Consider the following 19,957-nt stretch of genomic DNA (forward strand, 5'->3'; position numbering starts at 1 on the left):
ACTATCTGTGTTGCTATGTTAAATACGTTTTTTGTAACCGACCCCGCACCAGAGTTGCTACTCAACGGAACTTATGATGCTACGCTTGTGGCATTATCTGTGCTGGTGGCTGTTATTGCCTCATTTTTTACGCTTATCCAGATCGACTTTGCTGAGCAAAACCAAAATAGCCGTATAAATCGACTCGCAAAATTTGGCGGTGCTGTGGCCATGGCTGGTGGTATTTGGAGTATGCACTTTATTGGCATGTTAGCGTTCTCACTCTGTGTAGAAGTGGATTACGATCCTTGGCTTACTGCGGCGTCTATCTTCCCCGCTTTCTTAGGCTGTTGGGTTTCGTTTGATTTGATAACTCGACCAAATGTCACACTTGCAGTTAAGGGGCTTGCCGCTGTCATTTTGGGGGCCGGTATTGGTACCATGCACTATAGCGGTATGGAAGCCATGCAGCTTGGCCCTATGTTGGGCTATGACCCTACACTTTTTGGTTTATCCATTATTGTTGCAGTGTCACTCGCCTTCATTGCAATTCAAACGAGAAGTAAGCTGCGCGATTATGTCAGCGACAACAATATCAGTGTCGTGAGGTGCTTAGGTGCTTTGGCGCTCGGGGCGTCGGTATCGGGAATGCATTACACGGGTATGCAGGCGGCAAAATTTGTATCTGACTCACCAATAATCAGCCAAGAAATGCAAGATCAGCACACACAGTCACTCGCATTGTTTATTGCTGCTGTCAGTATGATCATTAGCGCTTTATCTGCGCTTATTCATACTGCGAGCAAGTACCGTTCGGTGGCTGCAGACAAAGCCGCTAATGAATCTAGGCTTGCGGCGATCCTAGAAACAGCCGTTGACGGGATCATCACTATCAATAGTGACGGTATTATTAAGAGCTGTAACCCGTTAGTTGAACGAATTTTAGGATGGTCTGAGCGAGAAACGCTTGGTCGCAATGTTGCGGTGTTTTTACCTAAAGAAGCGCAAACGAAAGTATCATTCAACAGCGCTTACCTTGAACAATTTAAAGGGACTGGCCGTGAAATCAAGGCGCTACACAAGCAAGGGCATTTGGTGCCTATCCGATTGGGAATAGGAGAGGTAGAGCTAAAAGACCAAAGTGCGTTTTATGTGGGTTTTATCACTGACCTAACAGCCCAAAAGCAAATGGAAAAAGCGCTGATTGAGCAGGAAACGCGTTATCGAACACTATTAAATAATATGCCTGGCGTGGCGTTTCGCTGCCGGATTGATAGCGAATGGACAATGTCGTTCGTAAGTCCCATTGTCGAGCAGCTTACAGGCTATCGAGCAGAGGAGTTTATTTCTGGGCAAGTTCATTTTGCTAGCTTGATTATTGAAGACGATAAAAGCTTAACAAACGATGTGGTTGAACAAGCACTGCAATGCGGCAAAGCGAGTTACTCGCAGGAGTATCGAATATTACACAAGTCAGGCCATACCAAGTGGGTGCTGGATAAAGGTTCATTTGAATACGATCAAGCGGGTAAAGTTGAGGGTATTGCGGGCGTATTACTTGATATTAGCGAGCGCAAGAACATGGAAGACGAACTACGTGCCGCGAAAAGCATCGCTGAAAGCGCAGCAGCTTCCAAGCAAGCGTTTTTAGCGAACATGAGTCATGAAATTCGCACGCCGATGAACGCTATTTTAGGATTTAGTGAAGTACTGAGAGAGTCTGAACTGAAGCCCGATCAAAGTAAGCATGTAAATACGATACTTACCAGTGCAAAGGCGCTACTGCACTTACTTAATGATATTTTAGACTCCGCTAAGCTGGACCAAGGCAAGCTCGACCTGATTGAAAATGATTTCTGTATTTCTGAGCTACTCGACAATGTGGTATCGACGTTTTGGTATCAAGCAAAGAAAAAGGGCTTGAAACTAGAGCTCACGATGAGTCACAGTTTGCATCAAACTTATCATGGTGCTTCAGACCGCTTACGGCAGGTACTGGTTAATTTATTGGGTAATGCCATTAAGTTTACTGCACAGGGCAGTGTCGAGCTTAGTGTTGAGTCATCCCATGACGATTATGTACTGTTTAAAATTGCAGACACAGGTATAGGGATTGCCAACGATAGACTAGATTCTATTTTCAACCCCTTTGAGCAGGCCGACGAGAGCATGAGTCGCCGCTTTGGTGGCACAGGCCTTGGGACGACCATTAGTCGCCAGCTAGTCGAGTTAATGGGTGGAAAAATATGGGCTCATAGTGAGCTTGGAAAAGGGTCTACTTTCTACTTTACTGTGCCTCTTAAGAAAATCGCGGCATTCACAATAGCGCAAGATGTTCATGTCGAGCTTCCCCCGTTAAATATATTGGTTGCTGATGATATTCAACAAAATACTGAATTGTTGAGCTTATTACTTGAAAAGCAAGGTCATAGTATAGAGGTCGCAGGAGATGGGCTTGAGGCCATCGAAAAAGCAAAAGCGCAACAATACGATCTTATTCTAATGGATATTCATATGCCGGGTTGTGATGGACTTGAGGCGACGCGCGCTATCAAAGCATATGAACGAGAAAATAGGCAACAAGAGACACCGGTAATCGCACTCACCGCGAGTGTGTTGGGCGAGGATAGAGCCGCTGCAAAAGCTGCTGGTATGGCCGCATTCGCCTCAAAACCAGTGGTGATAGAAGATTTAACTCGCACCATTGCTGAGACGCTCAATATCAATATTGCTCATACGGCGATTGGAGTAAGACAAACCAGCAACAAACAGCTTATAAATAGAGCTAGAGCAATAAATTTGTGGGGCAGTGAAGCTCGGTTTTTAAAAGAGTTGGCGCGTTTTTGGGAAGGTAAAAGAGAAGAAGTGATAGCGCTCTTTGCGCACGAAGGTCAGTTTACGAATGATGTACTACAGAGTATTCATACTATCAAAGGCGTTGCTGGAAACTTGGCTTTGGAGACGCTATTTGGTCTGCTCGAGCAAATCGAGCGTAAAAAGGAAATTGACGAGCGCTTGAGAGCCAAAATGGCGCTCATTATTGAAAAACTAGACGACGTGGTTGGGCTAAGTGATGAAGAAGTCGTGACCAACGCGTTGAGTGAGGGCGACGTTTTTTTGTTTAAGCAAAACTTGCCACAAGTAAAAGAGATGATAGATGAGGCACAAGTCGAGGATGATGTGCTTGACGCTTTGCTAGAGAGTGCCCCTCTCACTTACCGAAGCCAGGTAGAGGCGTTGAAACATGCATTGGATGATTTTGAATTTGAACGTGCGGAGGAAATTCTCGCACAATTAATGAGTACTGATGTGTAATGATAAATGAACACAAGCCTCTGATCCTAGCCGTTGACGATGAAGCGACAAATTTGCAAATTCTAAAGCAAACGCTGGGCAATCAATATCGTATGAAGTTTGCAAAGTCAGGAAAATTGGCGTTGGAATTAGTTGATAAGGAACTACCTAACTTAATTTTACTTGATGTTATGATGCCGGAAATGACAGGCTTTGAAGTCTGCTCTAAATTAAAAGAAGACCCTACTACGGCGAGGATCCCTGTGATTTTTGTGACCGCCTTGAGTGAAGAGTTTGACGAAGCTCGAGGTTTTGAGTTAGGTGGTGTTGATTACATCACAAAGCCTATCAGCCCTGCAATAACTAGAGCCCGAGTGAAGACGCACTTGTCTTTAGTCAGTGCCACTGAGCTTAAAAGTGCATACGTTGAACTGATGCAACGGCTCGGTCAGGCGGCGGAATACAAAGACAATGAAACAGGCCAACATATTGCGAGAATGAGCCGCTACTGCTTTGTGCTTGCTAAAGCTTGTGGTTTACCGGAAGCGTATGCTGAAGATTTGATGCTCGCCGCCCCGATGCACGATATTGGCAAGGTCGGAATTGCCGACAGCATTTTGCTGAAACCCGGACGCTTAGATGCCGAAGAGTATGAGGTGATGAAACAACATGCTGAGCTGGGTGCAAGTATACTCGCGGACTCTGATTCAAAACTCGTCAAGCTTGCATATTTAATGGCAATGGAGCACCACGAGAAATTTGATGGAAGCGGTTATCCAAAAGGATTAAAAGGAGAAGAAATCTCGCTTGAAGGGCGGATCTGTGCACTTGCAGACGTGTTTGATGCACTTACTTCAAAGCGCCCATACAAAGAGGCATGGCCTATCGAAAAGGCATTGGCCTTCATTCATTCTGAAAGTGGTAAGCACTTTGACCCAAAATTAGTTGAATTACTCGATGAAAACCTACCAGAAATCCTAAAGATTAAAGCGCAGTATGACTGAGGGGAGTTTATCTTCGCTGGCTAATTGAAGATTAATTCTTGTGAGCATAGAGAGAGTAGTAAGGCATTTTTAGGCAGCATATATTGTAAAGCATTTGCCATGCGAATAATTTGTATCTATATTGGGTTCTAACCATGGAACTATCAACAAGGATACGATTGTGAATTCAGTTTCAACTATGGCAATAAGTCTTACCGCCTTGTTAACTTCACTACCTAGCATCGCCAGTTCAACAAATTTTATGGAGCTTGGATTTGGTCGGTTAGCGTTCGATAACGTCAGTGAGATTGAGCCTAAAGGCTTTGTCATTACAGCAAATATAGAGTTTGGTGGGCTTTACCTAGAAGGTTCTTCTGCTCTTATGGCTGATGACGTCGCGGTTACCGGATTAGTTTATGGTGCAGAAGAAGACGTATTAACTACATTAGATTTCGATGTTGACTCTAGAGCTTATACCCTATTGGCCGGTAAGCAGTTTGATTTGAATGATCATAGCCTTATTGATATTTATGGCGGTTATTCTAGGCATAGACTGGAGATAGCTTATTCAGGCTTAGTCAATACGATGTACTATGATGGTTACACCAATAAAGAGCTTATATTATTTCTTGATCAAGGGGCTAATGAGTCAAGTGATCATTATCATTTAGAAGCTGCTTATGACTATACTCATGTAGACCTTAATTTTAGGCTAGGTGTTGGCTTTGAGCGGATCCAGGATGATGTAAGTGAGAATAATTTAGTGTACCTGGCTGAGGTTGGATATCGTTTTACCAATAATATTTCCGCAAACGTGAGCTATAGAAATGCTGAGGTCTACAATACTCTCAGTCTGAATTTGAGGTATAGCTTCTGACTACAATGCCCTTGTTATGCCGTTAATCTTGTTGTGAACGGCATAACATCCACTTCCAAAGCGCCTAGCTAATTTTCTTCCGCGTAGTTTACGACACTGACTGAACCCGAACAAGTTAATGCATTGATTAATAGTAACAAACTTTGTTACAAAGTCATTTTGTATTTATTTTGGGTTCTGGTTGTATTTATATGTAATTGCCGTAGTATGCGCCACGAATTAAATACGAGAATGATGGAGTGGATCGTGAATTCAATTTTAAAGCAAGTGGCATTAGTATCTGCATTATTTGCATCAACAGCCAGCCTAGCAAACTCAACAGACTTCGTTGAACTAGGTTATGGAAAAATCACGCTTGATGGCGTTGATGAATTCAAGCCTACGGGTATCGCAGTTACGGTAAATAAGGCATTTGACGGCTTTTATCTTCAAGGTACTTATGCTGCATTAAGTGATGATTTTAAAGGTACTTTAATCGAAAGCGATTATTACGCAAATATAGAAACAACGGTTAAAGTTGAGACAGATTTAAACTATCTTACCCTTTTAGTTGGTCATCAGTTTGATGTAACAGATGCTGGCTTTGTCGATGTATATGGTGGTTATTCTAGATACAAATTAGAAGTGGATTACTCAGGCATCGCAGATATTGCTTATAACGATGGCTATAGTTATCAAGAAAGCTTCTCTGATAAAGAGAGTGACACGAGCGATCATTACCATATTGAAGCTGCCTACGAGCATTCATTCGGAGCTCTGAATGCACGTGTTGGTCTTGGTCTTGAACGTATTCAAGATGATGAAAGCGAAACTAACTTTGTATACTTAGCCAAGCTTAGTTACCAATTTACCGACAGCATCTCGGCTAATGTTAGCTACAGAAATGCAGACGAATATGATAACTTTGGTGTAAACCTAAGATATAGTTTCTGATATCACGGTTACTAGGGTCGACAGTCCCTAGGTAAGATGCGGTTTCTTTCAGTAGAAATCGTATCTAAAACAAAATGCATGTTCTAATCCAAACTTTTGCTACTATACCTGTTAACACCAAGCTATTATTTCTCTGACATTCGTGTTCATCTCTTCGAGTTTTCATATCAAATTAAGCTTTTAGCATCGCACCCAGCATGTAATACCAATTAGTCTTAACACTTGCTCAATTTAAAGGAGTAAATCAGGCGCTAACTGCGTTGAATTCACTACCAATAGCCAGCTATTGGTGCCCAAACTCTCTGGCTAGATAAGGAAATAATTTAATGTGTTTTTAAAAACAATTAGTTAGCTCATTCCTTATCCAAACCTCAGGTTAAATAAATTAATATTAAAGGTGTTTTTATTCTAGAAACACTTAAACGTGCAACAAAACCTTGTTATTCTCCGACCTTTACTATGTAGATAGATAAGGAGATGATCATGAATTCTACAGTTAAGTTAGCTGCTTGCCTTTCATTAGCTTTGGTAAGCTCAAATTGCTTCGCGCAGTCAAAAGATTACGTTGAGATAGGTTATGGGAAAATCTCAATCAAAGAGCTGAGCGAAATAAAACCAACAGGGATTGCGCTGAGCGCAAAAAAATCCTTCGACCAATTTTACCTACAAGGTACCTATATAATATCGAGTGATAAAAACAGTCAGCAAAATGATATCGCTAGTGGCGTTGGCGCTCGAATCATCGAAACAAAAGTTGATACAGACTGGAAACAATTTACTTTACTAGTGGGTCATGAATTTCAACTATCAGAGCAATCATCGCTTGATTTATATGGTGGTTATTCTCGGCTCAAGTTGCAAATGGATGCAACTGCGGAAGTGGAATATATTATCAACGGTGAATACCGTTATAGAAATGAAATTGACGTATCAGCTAACAACGATGCCGATCTTTATCATCTTGAATTGGCTTATGCGCGCTCAGTAGACTCATTTGATGCGAGGGCCGGTATTGGGTTTGAACGCATCAATGGTGAGGAAGGAGAAAGTAGTTTTGTATACCTTGCTGAGATTGGCTACCATTTTACTGATAATATTTCTGCAAATCTAAACTATAGAAATGCTGATGTGTACAACAACGTTGGTTTTAATCTGCGCTATAGCTTTTAGTCGTTGAAAAAAGGTGCGTGATGGGCGCACCTTCTTAATTTGCTAAGCGTATTTATCCATCAACTGAGCATATTGGTAATACGCGAGTTGGCCTACTCTTCTTAATTGCGGCATCGGAAACTTGGGTAGTGGCTTAGTATAGATTGGTAAATTAGGGACTTTAAGACCCATTAATTTTTCAGCAAGTCGAATACTTGCCTGAGCACTAAACGCTACACCTGAGCCGCAATATCCAAGTACATATCCGGTATTGTTTTCGCTGTAGATATGAGGAAGGTCATCCAGTGCAGCGGCAATATAACCACTCCAAAAATAATCAACTTTAACATCGAGTTTAGGAAAGCAATCGTTAAGTGCTGAGCGCAAGTTGTATTGATATTTTGCATTGTCCTGATCATGGCCAAACACCGCGCCTCGCCCACCAAACAAAATACGGTTGTCAGGAAGACGACGATAGTAGTATTTAAGCCGTCTGGTATCCATGACGACTTGCTCTGTGATTAAGCCATTGGCTGCGAGTTGCTCGTCGCTGAGTGGTTCAGTCACGATAATACTACTTAAAATAGGCAAGTAACGCCCTTGAGTTAACGGTGAAAACTGTCGCTGAGCATAGGCATTCGCTGCGATCACTACCTTATTTGCTGAGACTTTGTGGCCGTTCACTTCGAGCTGGTGGTTGCCATTTTGGTTCTGGTGGCGGGTGACCAGACTGTTTTCATAAAGTTGCACACCAGCTTGCTGAGCTAATGCCTTGTAACCTAGCAACAGCTTCAAAGGGTGAATACCAAACGCGTTGTCAAATCGCAATGCGCCAAACCCTTGCTGGTTGTGCATATAGGTTTCGGTCAGTTGCTGCCGAAACAGTAATTGATGGCTCTTGCTACCCATGGTTGCAGTGAGAAATTCAGACTGCGCTTTTAGTAGCGAAAATGCTTGCTGATTGTGTGCAACTTTCAAATAGCCAGATGCTTGCACGTTGCAATCAATGTGATTGGCGTCGATATGTTCACGGACTAAAGCAACGGCGTTGTTGTACTCTTGATGTATGGCTTTACTGACATCCAGACCATACTTTTTGGCCAGTTGCGCATAACCAAGCCGTCCCGTACTTGGTAGTACAAATCCCGCATTTCTCGCGCTCGCGCCAAAGCCAACTTGATTTGCTTCAAATAGGGCGACGCTTTGATGATGAGTGGTTGCCAAATGGTAGGCGGTAAGTAAGCCCGTAAAACCACCACCGATCACCGCGATATCTACTTGTAATGGTTTATCTAGCGAAGGGGTGGGCGCACCTAAAGGGCAAGTTGCAGCCCAGTAACTATTGGCAAAAGCTTGGCCTTGGCAATGTGGCTGAGTGAGTGGATCAAACCCTGACATCTTAAAACTCCAATACCATTTCTGCTGCTTGGCAATGGCATTCAGTACCACAAATAGTACAAACATAGCCGTGATAGATACAGTCATCTAACCACTTATCATCATGGACTTTAATCAGTTTGCCACCGGCCTTAGTGAAGTATTTAACGGCTCCGTTACCTGGGCTTTGTTTCCAAAGATGAGCAACGCCAGCTCTCGCGCCTTGTTGTGTTAATGCTGTTATTGCGTGTTTTAGTAATTGGGGTCCAATACCTTGGCCCTGTGCGTTCGGTGATACCGCGATACATTTAAAATATGCCATATCATTTTGATCAACCGGCCACAAAGACGGTGAACTCCACTTATCTATAGGCCATTGTCCGGCACTATATGACGTTCTGAAGCCGAGTAACTCATCTTCATCGTTTAGGGCAACAAAGGAAGCATTTATACCGTCTTTACAGCCTTTTTGGCGCATTTGTTCAATGCCTGCGTTATCAAGATAATTATCACCATGAACGAGATTACCAAGTGCGATAACACGCTCGAAATGTTCTGGTTGTAAAGGAATAATTTTCATAGGCTGCTCTGTTGTTATTTACGGTGGGGTTCTAGCATACCACTTTAGATCATGTACCAAAAACGCGAAGATTCAGCAATTTTAACTGGCGCTTATAGAAGAGTGGCAATAATAAAAAGTGAACAAAATTTGACAGCGATGTCATTTTGTTAATAATTGTTGAATCGGTGGGTTCCACTATTAACAACAACATGTAAAGGAAAAGTATGAACAGTCTAAAATTAGCGACCGCAGTTTCGCTTGCCATAACTGCAAGTCAAGTGATGGCCATGAGTCCGCAACCCGATCCACAAAACCCCAATGGTTATATTGTTTCTCGAATAGAGTTGGATAATGCCGAGAGCGCGAAGACCAGTAACCCAATGTATGCGATTTGGTCAAAAGCATTGGAAACGAGAAATAATGCGGTTGTAGAGGCCATTGCGCCGGGGCTTGCCAGTAATCCAGATAATGTAAAAAGAGCTGAGCGAGTATTTGGTCAAACCCAGTGGCAATTTCTTACGCAAATGGCGGCGCCTGAATACACTTATACGCGCTTTTTGCGTGCTATTGGCAAGTTTCCCGCATTTTGTGGCGACTATACTGATGGCAGAGACGCCGACGCAATCTGTAAACGCTCAATCGTGACTGCATTTGCGCATTTTGCCCAAGAAACGGGGGGGCATATTGCCAAAGACAACACTTCTGATAACCCTCTCGGGTTAGAAGAGTGGCAACAAGCATTGGTTCATGTGCGTGAAATGGGTTGGTCAGAAGGGCAAGCTGGCTATACCACGGGGTGCGGACAAAATGACTGGCAGAATCGTCGCTGGCCATGCGGGACAGGGCAAGGATATTTTGGCCGAGGCGCTAAGCAGCTTTCATATCACTTCAACTATGGCGCATTCAGTGAAGTCATGTTTAATGGTGATGCAACAGTGCTATTAAACAATCCGGGTCTAGTAGCAGACTCTTGGCTAAATTTAGCGTCTGCAATTTGGTTTTTCTTAACGCCGCAAGCACCAAAACCTGCAATGTTACACGTTATTGATAGAACTTGGACGCCATCATTGCGTGAAAGTGAGGCGGGGATTGGTTATGGCTTTGGTACCACGATTAATATTATCAATGGTGGTATTGAATGCGGCGCGCAAAATAAAGACAAAGGTCAGCCCGTTAACCGCATTCGTTATTGGGAAGGACTCTCGCATTATTACAACATCACCATTGAAGCTGATGAAGAAAATACCTGTTGGCAGCAAACACCATACGGCAGCTTAAACCTCGACGGCGCGACTGATGTCCTTTACACCAACTGGGAAGGTGATTGGGCTTATTATGCAGACCGCCCAGGAGGTTATTCATTTGAGTGCAAACTCGTGGGGTATCAAACAGCTTATTCCGCACTTGTGCCGGGAGACTACGAGAAATGCGTGACAAACTTTTATCAATCACACGCAAGCTGGCCTGAAGTTCGTGTCGTTGATGACTTACCAACCAACCCGACTGAACCGCCTGTTGACGGTGTACCTGCTTGGGATGCCGACAAGGTTTACTTAAAAGGTGATAGAGCGAGCTACAATGGTGTGATCTACGAAGCCAAGTGGTGGACCAAAGGAAATATCCCAACTGCCGATGGCTCGGGTCCTTGGTTAGCGGTTAACTAAATAACCTGAGCTTCGGATAATTAATGCCTTTCTAGCAGCCAGTTTTAGCGCTAACTGCGTTGAATTCACTTCCAATAGCAAGCTATTGGTGCGTAAATTCGCCTAATTACCCCTAAAACTCTCTGGCTAGACAAGGAAATAATTTAATATTTTTTTAAAAACAATGAGTTAGTTTATTTCTTATCCAAACCTCAGGTTAAATAAGCTAATAGCTGTGGGGCTTACTATATTTGCCCCACAACTTTTAAGATTCTCTGGCAAAGATCATAAACTCTAATTGATGCCCCATGGTATGCGCGCTAAAATAGTGTTTTAGCAATAATCGAGACCATATCGTGTCTGTAACTCGCTCGTTAGTCCAAACCCTGTCTGAGTGCATTGAACATGTGCTAGATACTTCTCTTCATGCCGATAAAGCATTAACTCAATTACTACAGAACAACCCACAGTGGAACCTTGATGAAAGGCAGTATGTGGTGAGCAATTATTACCATATCTTCCGCTTTAAACGGTTACTGGCTTACCTACTTGAGCATGAAGAAATGCCGCTAGATGGCTTTGGCTACTGGTTAACTTGCCAAGTTGTTACAGCGCAGCCGCTTCCAGAGTGGGTGGATACCGAGCGTTATAATCTGGAAAAGCTGCAAAGCTTAATTGAGCAGGCGCCTCAAGCCGTTCGTTTATCTTTACCTGATTGGTTAAACGAGGTTGCGAATGAGCAACTGGGTGAGCAGTGGCCAGCGGTTGCATCCGCGCTAAATCAAAGTGCCCAACAATATTTGCGAGTCAATAGCCTAAAAAGCGATATTGCGACAGTAACAGAGTCTCTAGCAAAAGAGGGGGTCAAGGTTTCACAGGTTGCACTTGATTCTCATGTTGCGCTAAAAGTTGAGTCCAATAGCCATCTGTTTCGCTCTCAAGCGTTTCAGGCGGGTTGGTTTGAAATGCAAGATGCAGGTTCTCAGCAAATTGTGCCTTTTTTAGAAATACAGCCTGGCCATAAAGTGGTTGATGCCTGTGCAGGCGCTGGTGGCAAGAGCTTACATATAGCGGCGCTAATGGAGAATAAAGGTCGCTTGTTGTCTATGGACATCCATGAACATAAACTTGAAACGTTGAAACAACGCGCGAAACGTGCAGGTGTGCATGTTGCTGAAACGCGTGTTATTCAAAACAATAAAACCATTAAGCGCCAAAAAGAGAAGTTTGATCGCGTGCTATTGGATGTGCCGTGCTCTGGTCTTGGTGTATTAAAGCGGAATCCAGATGCAAAGTGGCACTTGAATTCGCAAAATTTAGACACACTTATTGCTTTGCAAACCGATATTCTGGCGCGTTACAGTCAAATGTGTAAGGTAGGCGGCAAACTGGTGTATGCAACTTGCTCCATTCTTCCTTCTGAAAATGAGCAGCAGGTTGAACGCTTTTTGGCAAATAACCCCAATTGGCAGTTAGAAGACTCACTACATTTACTTCCAGGAGTAAATTCAGAATTTGACGGTTTTTACGCCGCACGATTAGTAAAAATTAGTTAGGAAACAAGATGAACCCAATCATTGCATTACTTAAAGAGCACAATATTTCGGATGAACAGATCCAAGCGGTATTTACCCAGCTGACTGAAAATCCAATGATGGCGATGGCGACTATTCAGCAACTAGGTATTCCACCCGAAAAGCTTCAGCAGTTGATGGGCTTGGTAATGCAAAATCCTGCATTGATCAAAGAAGCAGTTAACGAATTAGGTCTTGATTTTGAAAAGGTTGAGGCTGCAAAAGCACAGCTAAAACAGTAGTATTAATGGCTATGCCCTAGACAAGCTCAGCCTTGTCTAGGGCATAGCTAAATAACTCACATGCAGATCAAATCTTGTGAGTAAAACCACCGTACACCCCAAATAAAAATCCGAGAATACCAGAAAATAGGGTCGATCCTATCGCGTAGGCAAGTATTGCCTTACCCCAATTTTTCCACTTTATTAGCTCATTTTCCGTCATTTTATAGTTAAGTATTATGCTGTACAAACCAGAAAATAAGAGCGAAAAAATTGCATAAAGCTGCTCGGCGAAGATACCCAGCATTAGTGGAATTGAGAATATCAGTATGCTTAGGGTTAGAATGAGTAGGTGTCCTATAGCGTACTCCAGCATTGTGTAGGGCGCAGAACGATACACTAGCTTAGAGGCTAATCCGAGTAAGAATGCCAGAATAAAGACGCGATAAATGTGCGTTGCTTCATATAGTGCGATTTCAGATTGCCATTTGAGCTGCTCTTTCGATTCCAAAAGTTGACTGCTGGATATGAAGCTGATTTCAAGTAGATGCGAGGCAAGCACGATCACGGTGAGTAGAATAAAACTAAACTTGAAGGGATTACCAAAACGGCTTCTCTGTCCATTCAAGTATCCAAGAATGGTCTTAAAAGGTCGAAGTAATAATCCAAAAAGTAATTTAAAAAAAGGGGATTCGAGTTCAAGCAGTGCGCTTTGAAGCAAAATGCGTAAGTGTTTAAAGGTCAGTCTCGACGCTTTTTTCTGTCCGCAACCTGAGCAGTACTCGCCAACAAGTTGAGTGTGACAATTTAAACAGTGCGATTGATTGTCAAAATTTGCGTGTTCCATAGATGTATTTATTATTTTTTCTTATCGACGAATGCTACCTTTTTTTGTCTCTAATAATCAAACAATATAGGTGTTAAGGCCCACTTTTCTAATACCCCATCTGAACTTATCGTCGTAAGCACATTGCTATCGGAGATGTGTACATCATAAACGGTGCTGCCCAGATTCAGTTGTGTAATTGGCCAGCTGACAATCTCTTTTCCCGACGTTAATTCCCATAGCGAAATATATTCCTTGGAAGAGGTGGTTAGCAGAAATTTGTCGTCAGCGACGAACTGCGCACTACGAAAAAACTTGAAGCGCTGAGGATAGGATAGAGATAACACTGCTTGACCTGTACGCGTATCAATGAATTTTTGGTCTTGCAGGGCGTCAGATACGAACAGCCAATGTTCATTTTGTGATAATGCCAAACTGGTAATACGATGAGGCAGCTCATAATCTACAGTGACTTCTTTACTAGTTAACTCAAGCCTTTTAGCGTGACCGTCTAAAGAGGCCGAGTAGAGCGAGGTTAAACTCCGATTAAACATCAAATGTGTAATGCTGCTTTCATGAAGGTTTATTCTGGTGATGATCCGCTCGTCTAAACTCAAAAGTAGTACGCTACCGTCATTGTAGCCAAGGGCGATAAACTGCTCGTCGCTGGACCACTGGGCCTTGGTAACGCGAATGAATGAGTCAAACTCAGGTAATGGATAACTGACAACTTCGTTTGAGTGCAATTGCCAGATGTTGAGTTGGGCGTCCGAAATACTCAGAATACTGCGCTTGCTCGGCGCTATTAAAGCGTCACGAAAAGTAAGTTGGTATTTACTTCCTTCGATTTGTTTAATCAGCTGTTGGCTTTGGTTATCCCATACTTGTAGTAAATGATCATCAATGAGTAATAAGGTTAGCGCCGCGTCACTGGAAAGTTGGGCGAGGCTGACTGGCAACTGAGTCAATTGTATTTGCTCTGTTGGCTCTAGAGTTTGCCTTTTGCTACATCCGGTGAGGATAAGCAAAGCGACTATCATTGCGTAAAAAGCGAGTCTCATTCTATACCTTAAGTTTTAGCCTTTCCCTCTTTCTCAAAGAAAGTTAAACACATCCTAATGACAGTACCAAAAATGGCTTGTGCTGTATTTATATATCGGCGTAAGGTAAAGCTCCATTAATATTAACCTTGGAGTATGGAGTGAAAGGGTTTCTTGGTTTAGTGTTACTTGCCGCAATTTGGGGTGGCTCATTTTTATTTATGAAGGTGGCTGCCGGTGTCCTTGGTCCTGCTGTACTCATTGAATTTCGAGTCTTATTTGGTGCGCTAACGCTCGCCGCGGTTGCTTTAGTATTAAAGCGTAATTTACATTTTTGGCAGTACAAAAAGCACTTTTTAATCCTCGGACTGTTTAACTCAGCGTTACCTTTTATGTTATTCGCTTATGCTGTGCAAACGCTTGATGCTTCCATGCTCTCAATTTTAAATTCAACCGCACCATTTTGGGGGGTGTTAATCAGTGTGTTTTGGCTAAAAGTGCCAACGCAAAAGTCGGTGTGGCTAGGGTGTGGATTTGGGATTGCAGGTGTTATCACGCTAGTTGGGTTGGATAGCACCGTATTGGACGAAGGTGCATGGTTACCTATTGTTGCAACCCTGTGTGCGACTATGAGCTATGCGGTGGCCTCTCATTACACCAAAACGGCACCAAAAATGAGCGCATTCAATCATGCCCATGGTAACTTATGGGGCTCTGCGCTATTGGTATTGCCTTTTATTTGGTTTATGCCAATGAGAGAAACGTCTGACTCTACAGTGATAAGTGCAGTAGTTGGACTTGGCATATTATGTACGGGCGTTGCCTATATTCTCTATTTTAAGTTAGTCGAAGATCTCGGCGCTGCATCTGCTTTATCTGTTACCTTTTTAATTCCTGTGTTTGGGATTTTATGGGGACATCTCTTTTTGCAAGAGCAAATCGGTGCTAACACAATCCTTGGCAGTATTTTAGTCTTGCTAGGAGTCAGCCTAGTAACTGGGCTACAAGAAAAGATATTCCCATCAAAAGCGATGAAGGAGCTGTAGGTGAGAGGTACTGGTTTCTTAAGAAGGGTGGTCAAAAAAGTGTTTCTCAGAAACGATAAAAGGGCCTAAAAGGCCCTTTGGTGAAGTATCGTTCAAGTTAGTGTGGTCACTTTAACCCCTTAAAGCAACCAACCAATTGTTTTGCAACTGCGGCTTATCTCAATAAGTTTCTAAGCTAGCGAGAGGAAGAAACCTGCAATTGCTGCACTCATGAGGTTAGCCATAGACCCTGCTAACACTGCTCTGAGCCCTAGGCGAGCGATATCCTTTCTACGACTTGGGGCCATACCACCAAGTCCGCCTAGTAAGATGGCAATCGACGATAAGTTAGCAAATCCACATAAAGCAAATGTGACAATCGCTTGAGTGTGCGTGCTCAACGTATCGCGATAATTCATATAATCTAGGTAGGCAACAAACTCGTTAACTACCAATTTTTGGCCGATAAAACTACCTGCCGTCACGGCTTCCGACCAAGGTACCCCAAGTAGCCAAGCAACAGGGGCAAAGACGTAGCCTAAAATTTCTTGTAGCGTCAGTGTTGGGTAATCAAAAATTCCACCAATACTGCCTAGTAAACCGTTTAGTAGCGCAATTAGTGCCACAAACGCAAGTAGCATCGCACCGACGTTCAGTGCCAAGTGCATACCGCTTGATGCACCTGATGCAGCTGCATCAATTACGTTTACTGGTTTATCATCACCACTATCTACATCAGATAGGTTTTCGTGTGGCTTCTCGGTTTCTGGCACAATCATTTTTGCCATCAAGAAACCACCAGGAGCTGCCATAAAGCTCGCGGCAATGAGGTATTTAAGCTCAACACCAATCGCCACATAGCCCGCCATAACAGAGCCTGCCACCGTCGCCAAGCCGCCCACCATAACTGCAAACAACTCTGATTGCGTCATTTTTGGAATAAACGGTTTTACGATCAAAGGGGCTTCCGTTTGGCCGACAAAAATATTTGCCGTAGCTGAAAGCGATTCTGGTCGTGACGTTTGCAGCAGCTTTTGCAAGCCACCACCCAAAATTTTAATGATCCAGTTCATAATACCAAGGTGATACAACACAGCAACGAGCGCTGAGAAGAACACGATCACTGGTAATACCTGAATCGCAAAGATAAACCCTAGCGAGTCTTGTTTGGCTAATGGTCCGAACAAGAAACCGATACCGTCATTAGCATAGCTAATCACTTTAGCAACCGCGCTAGACATTGAAGCTAATACATTTTTACCCGCTTCAATAAAGAGTACAAAGCCACCAATAAGGACTTGCAATAAAAATGCAACGCCTACGGTACGCTTATTAATAGCACTGCGATTTGTCGAACACGCAAATGCTACGCCTAGGAGCATCATCATGCCCACTAAGCTCATAATTGTTGTCATGCCAATTTCCCGTTATTCTTGTAGCAAATATTTTATTTTACTTTTAATAATATCAATCGCAACGCGATTCATACCGCCACGGGTCACAACCAAGTCGGCATTATGCTTGGATGGCTCGATAAACTGATAAAACATCGGTCTTACCGTCGCCTGATATTGTTCTACCACAGATGACAGACTTCTTCCTCTGTGCTCTATATCTCTTTGCATGCGACGCAGCAAACAAATATCCAAAGGTGTATCAATGAACACCTTGATATCAAACTCTTCACTTAATGCAGGATCGCTCAGTAGTAATATACCCTCGACGATTAGTATCTTAGCAGGGTTTACTATTCGGGTTTTATCACTACGTGTATGCTGTCCGTAATCGTAGGTAGGAACCTCTACGGATTCACCTAGGCGAAGCTTAGTTAAATGCTCGCGTAACAACTCGTGTTCAAACGCATCAGGATGATCATAATTCGTTTGAGTACGATGCTCTATAGGTAAATGCGATTGATCTTTATAATAGGCGTCCTCTTCGATTACCGCGATAGTGCCTGAGGCAAGCTCATTCACTAGTTCGTTGTAGATCGTTTGACTAAAAAGAGACTTACCAGACGCAGATGCGCCAGCTATGGCTATAATAGTTCGTGTCACTAAAGTTCACACCCAGCAGTTGTTTATGTTGGAAGATCACAATAGCAAAAAAGACACGATTAATCTCTTTTGCCTCGCTTAATGAGCAAATTTAACGGGTTTGGCGGACTCAAAACAGGACTTATGTCCGCTTAAGGGCGACAGAGCCAAATTAGCAAGATCGCAGCTTTTCGTGAATTTTGTGACTATTTTATGACAGCGGACTTATGTCCTGTACGATTTTTTTAACCAAACATAAAGTAACCAACGCTTAAGGTAACCATGTATTTAAGAATAAATAACAGCCTGAGCAGTATAGAGAGGTATCTATGGCAAGAGCAATCATTTTAATGGCGGATAGCCTAGGCATTGGCGCAGCACCGGACGCAGAAAAGTTTGGTGACGTAGGCGCTAATACTCTCGCTCATTTATTGCAGGCGTATAAAGAAGAAAAAGGACAAGCGTTAGACTTACCTAATCTTTCTAAACTCGGCCTTATTGCAGCATGTGAAGCTGCAGGTAAAGAAGCTTGCGCCGTGGCGCAAACCATAGAACCAAGTGCTGCTTGGGGATATGCAAAAGAATTATCGAGTGGCAAAGACACGCCGTCTGGCCACTGGGAAATGGCAGGGGTGCCAGTATTGTTTGAGTGGGGTTACTTCCCAAATACTAACCCATGTTTCCCACAAGAATTTATAGATGAATTGTGCAAACGTGCAGACATACCTGGCATTTTGGGTAACTGTTACGCGTCGGGCACAACGATTTTAGAACAGCTGGGTGAAGAACACGTACAAAGCGGTAAGCCGATTTGCTACACCTCAGTTGATAGCGTCTTTCAAATAGCCGCTCATGAACAATCGTTCGGACTTGACAAGCTTTATCAAGTATGTGAAATCGCACGGGCACTGCTTGATGAAATGAATATAGGACGAGTGATTGCGCGGCCATTTATAGGCACTTCAAGTGCCGACTTTATTCGTACTGGTAACCGCCGAGACTATTCGGTATTACCACCTTCGCCGACTGTGCTAGATAAGCTAGCCAATGACGGTGGCGAAGTAATTAGTATTGGTAAAATTGCAGATATTTATGCGCATCAAGGGATCACGCAAAAACACAAAGCGCCGGGTCTTTTGAATCTGCTAGCAAAGACAAGCGAAGTGATGGACACAGCGCCAGACCACAGCCTTATCTTCACCAACTTAGTCGACTTCGACGAAAAGTTTGGTCACCGCAGAAATGCAGTGGGATATGCAGAAGCACTTGCTGAGTTTGACGCATTTTTACCGGAAATTATTGCCAAACTAAAAGCTGATGACTTGCTTTTAGTGACTGCCGACCATGGTTGTGACCCAACCGCAGAAGGCACAGATCATACGCGAGAGTACGTGCCCGTATTGGCATATACACCGGGTATGAACAATACTCCGTTAGGAGAAAGACAAAGTTTTGCTGACATAGGTCAAACGCTTGCCCAGTGGTTTGATTTAGATGCAACGCAGTACGGTGAAGGCTTTAAGGCCGAGATAAAAGCCTAACTAAAGGAAACAATATGAGCACTCCACACATTAGCGCAAAGCCAGGTGATTTTGCAGAAACGGTATTAATGCCGGGCGACCCACTAAGAGCAAAATACATTGCAGAAAACTTTTTGGAAGATGCTCGTCAGGTAACTGACGTTCGCAACATGTTTGGTTTTACTGGTACTTACAATGGTAAGCCAGTTAGCATCATGGGTTCAGGCATGGGTATTCCATCTATGTCAATCTACGCTCGTGAGCTTATTGTTAGCTTTGGTGTTAAGAACCTGATCCGCATCGGTACATGTGGTGGTATTAGTCAAGACATCAAGATCCGCGATGTGATCTTTGCACAAGGCGCAAGCACAGACTCAAATGTGAATCGTGCTCGTGTACGTGGCTATGACTTCGCTGCGATTGCTGATTTTGGTTTATTAGAAAATGGCGTAAACGCTGCTCGCCGTTTAGGTATTGAAGCAAAAGTTGGTAATGTTTTCACTACAGATACTTTCTATCAAGCCGATGGCGAATTTTATAAAGAATTAGACAAGCTAGGCGTAATGGCTGTTGATATGGAAACAGCTGGTTTATACGGCGTAGCGGCTGAATACGGTGCAAAAGCGATGGCACTATTCACAGTAAGTGACCATGTTATTACTGGTGAAGCAACGCCACCAGAAGAGCGTCAAAGCACGTTCAATGAAATGGTTAAAATTGCGCTAGAGTCAATTTAATACAATTTGAAAAGTTCCTTGGTAACGTAATCGCAGAGTTTTGGAGACACGCCTAAAACAACGCGAATCACACCCAAAAAAGCCGCTTGAAGCGGCTTTTTTTTTGATCTTGGTCCATCCAAAATTCCCTAGTTTACACTACATAAAGGTGGTAGAGTTTTTCTAATGATAAGGTATTGGT

The 19,957-nt window shown here is 43.2% G+C and carries 17 protein-coding genes; 11 read left to right on the forward strand and 6 right to left on the reverse strand.

The annotated features are described in order from the left end of the window. The first annotated feature begins 15 nt into the window (after positions 1-15). The 5 genes from EXT48_RS22205 (at position 16) to EXT48_RS23955 (ending at position 7,236) form a co-directional block, all read left to right on the forward strand. Positions 16-3,294: an MHYT domain-containing protein gene (locus EXT48_RS22205; protein ID WP_130165823.1), complete on the forward strand. Its 3,279-nt coding sequence runs from the start codon at positions 16-18 to the stop codon at positions 3,292-3,294. After that, positions 3,294-4,277: an HD domain-containing phosphohydrolase gene (locus EXT48_RS22210; RefSeq protein ID WP_130165824.1), complete on the forward strand. Its 984-nt coding sequence runs from the start codon at positions 3,294-3,296 to the stop codon at positions 4,275-4,277. Before EXT48_RS22205 ends, EXT48_RS22210 begins: the two co-directional genes overlap by 1 nt. A gap of 160 nt (positions 4,278-4,437) precedes the next feature. Beyond that, entirely contained in the window at positions 4,438-5,133 is a 696-nt protein-coding gene (locus EXT48_RS22215; protein WP_240703426.1) for a hypothetical protein, read from the forward strand. Positions 5,134-5,379: 246 nt separating this feature from the next. After that, positions 5,380-6,066 carry a porin gene (locus EXT48_RS22220; protein WP_130165825.1) on the forward strand — a complete coding sequence of 229 codons (687 nt, stop codon included), beginning with the start codon at positions 5,380-5,382 and terminating at the stop codon, positions 6,064-6,066. A gap of 483 nt (positions 6,067-6,549) precedes the next feature. Next, positions 6,550-7,236 (forward strand): porin, encoded by a 687-nt coding sequence (locus EXT48_RS23955; protein WP_240703427.1) that lies wholly within the window; start codon positions 6,550-6,552, stop codon positions 7,234-7,236. 42 nt (positions 7,237-7,278) lie between these two features. Here EXT48_RS23955 and EXT48_RS22235 read toward each other — a convergent pair whose 3' ends face one another. Both EXT48_RS22235 and EXT48_RS22240 read right to left on the reverse strand, forming a co-directional pair. Then, on the reverse strand, positions 7,279-8,613 hold the full coding sequence (locus tag EXT48_RS22235; protein ID WP_130165826.1) for an FAD-binding oxidoreductase: 1,335 nt from the start codon (positions 8,611-8,613) through the stop codon (positions 7,279-7,281). Position 8,614: 1 nt separating this feature from the next. Further along, positions 8,615-9,172 carry a GNAT family N-acetyltransferase gene (locus EXT48_RS22240; protein ID WP_130165827.1) on the reverse strand — a complete coding sequence of 186 codons (558 nt, stop codon included), beginning with the start codon at positions 9,170-9,172 and terminating at the stop codon, positions 8,615-8,617. 206 nt (positions 9,173-9,378) lie between these two features. Here EXT48_RS22240 and EXT48_RS22245 point away from each other — a divergent pair, with 206 nt between their 5' ends. The 3 genes from EXT48_RS22245 (at position 9,379) to EXT48_RS22255 (ending at position 12,613) form a co-directional block, all read left to right on the forward strand. Continuing rightward, complete coding sequence (locus tag EXT48_RS22245; RefSeq protein WP_130165828.1) at positions 9,379-10,818, forward strand: chitinase; 1,440 nt, start codon at positions 9,379-9,381, stop codon at positions 10,816-10,818. 335 nt (positions 10,819-11,153) lie between these two features. Next, the gene (locus EXT48_RS22250) at positions 11,154-12,353 is read left to right on the forward strand and encodes an RsmB/NOP family class I SAM-dependent RNA methyltransferase (protein WP_240703428.1); all 1,200 of its coding nucleotides are present in this window, start codon (positions 11,154-11,156) and stop codon (positions 12,351-12,353) included. A gap of 8 nt (positions 12,354-12,361) precedes the next feature. Next, positions 12,362-12,613, forward strand: coding sequence for a DUF2999 family protein (locus EXT48_RS22255; protein ID WP_010369956.1), 252 nt, complete (start codon positions 12,362-12,364; stop codon positions 12,611-12,613). 67 nt (positions 12,614-12,680) lie between these two features. Here the strand turns inward: EXT48_RS22255 and EXT48_RS22260 are convergent, their stop codons facing one another. Both EXT48_RS22260 and EXT48_RS22265 read right to left on the reverse strand, forming a co-directional pair. Then, complete coding sequence (locus EXT48_RS22260) at positions 12,681-13,103, reverse strand: hypothetical protein (RefSeq protein WP_240703432.1); 423 nt, start codon at positions 13,101-13,103, stop codon at positions 12,681-12,683. Positions 13,104-13,489: 386 nt separating this feature from the next. Next, positions 13,490-14,479: a WD40 repeat domain-containing protein gene (locus EXT48_RS22265; protein WP_130165829.1), complete on the reverse strand. Its 990-nt coding sequence runs from the start codon at positions 14,477-14,479 to the stop codon at positions 13,490-13,492. 140 nt (positions 14,480-14,619) lie between these two features. On the opposite strand from EXT48_RS22265, the gene EXT48_RS22270 reads away from it, so the two are divergent. Then, on the forward strand, positions 14,620-15,504 hold the full coding sequence (locus EXT48_RS22270; RefSeq protein ID WP_130165830.1) for a DMT family transporter: 885 nt from the start codon (positions 14,620-14,622) through the stop codon (positions 15,502-15,504). Positions 15,505-15,674: 170 nt separating this feature from the next. Here the strand turns inward: EXT48_RS22270 and EXT48_RS22275 are convergent, their stop codons facing one another. Both EXT48_RS22275 and udk read right to left on the reverse strand, forming a co-directional pair. Further along, a complete protein-coding gene (locus tag EXT48_RS22275) occupies positions 15,675-16,898 on the reverse strand; it encodes a NupC/NupG family nucleoside CNT transporter (protein ID WP_010369948.1) in 1,224 nt (407 codons plus the stop codon). A gap of 12 nt (positions 16,899-16,910) precedes the next feature. Further along, on the reverse strand, positions 16,911-17,540 hold the full coding sequence (gene udk, locus EXT48_RS22280; RefSeq protein ID WP_010603723.1) for a uridine kinase: 630 nt from the start codon (positions 17,538-17,540) through the stop codon (positions 16,911-16,913). A gap of 308 nt (positions 17,541-17,848) precedes the next feature. Here udk and EXT48_RS22285 point away from each other — a divergent pair, with 308 nt between their 5' ends. Next, positions 17,849-19,060, forward strand: coding sequence for a phosphopentomutase (locus EXT48_RS22285; RefSeq protein WP_130165831.1), 1,212 nt, complete (start codon positions 17,849-17,851; stop codon positions 19,058-19,060). Positions 19,061-19,074: 14 nt separating this feature from the next. Beyond that, the gene (gene deoD / locus EXT48_RS22290; RefSeq protein ID WP_010369942.1) at positions 19,075-19,776 is read left to right on the forward strand and encodes a purine-nucleoside phosphorylase; all 702 of its coding nucleotides are present in this window, start codon (positions 19,075-19,077) and stop codon (positions 19,774-19,776) included. Positions 19,777-19,957: the final 181 nt, after the last annotated feature.

Source organism: Pseudoalteromonas sp. CO348 (assembly GCF_004208845.1).
Classification (GTDB): Bacteria; Pseudomonadota; Gammaproteobacteria; order Enterobacterales; family Alteromonadaceae; genus Pseudoalteromonas; species Pseudoalteromonas maricaloris.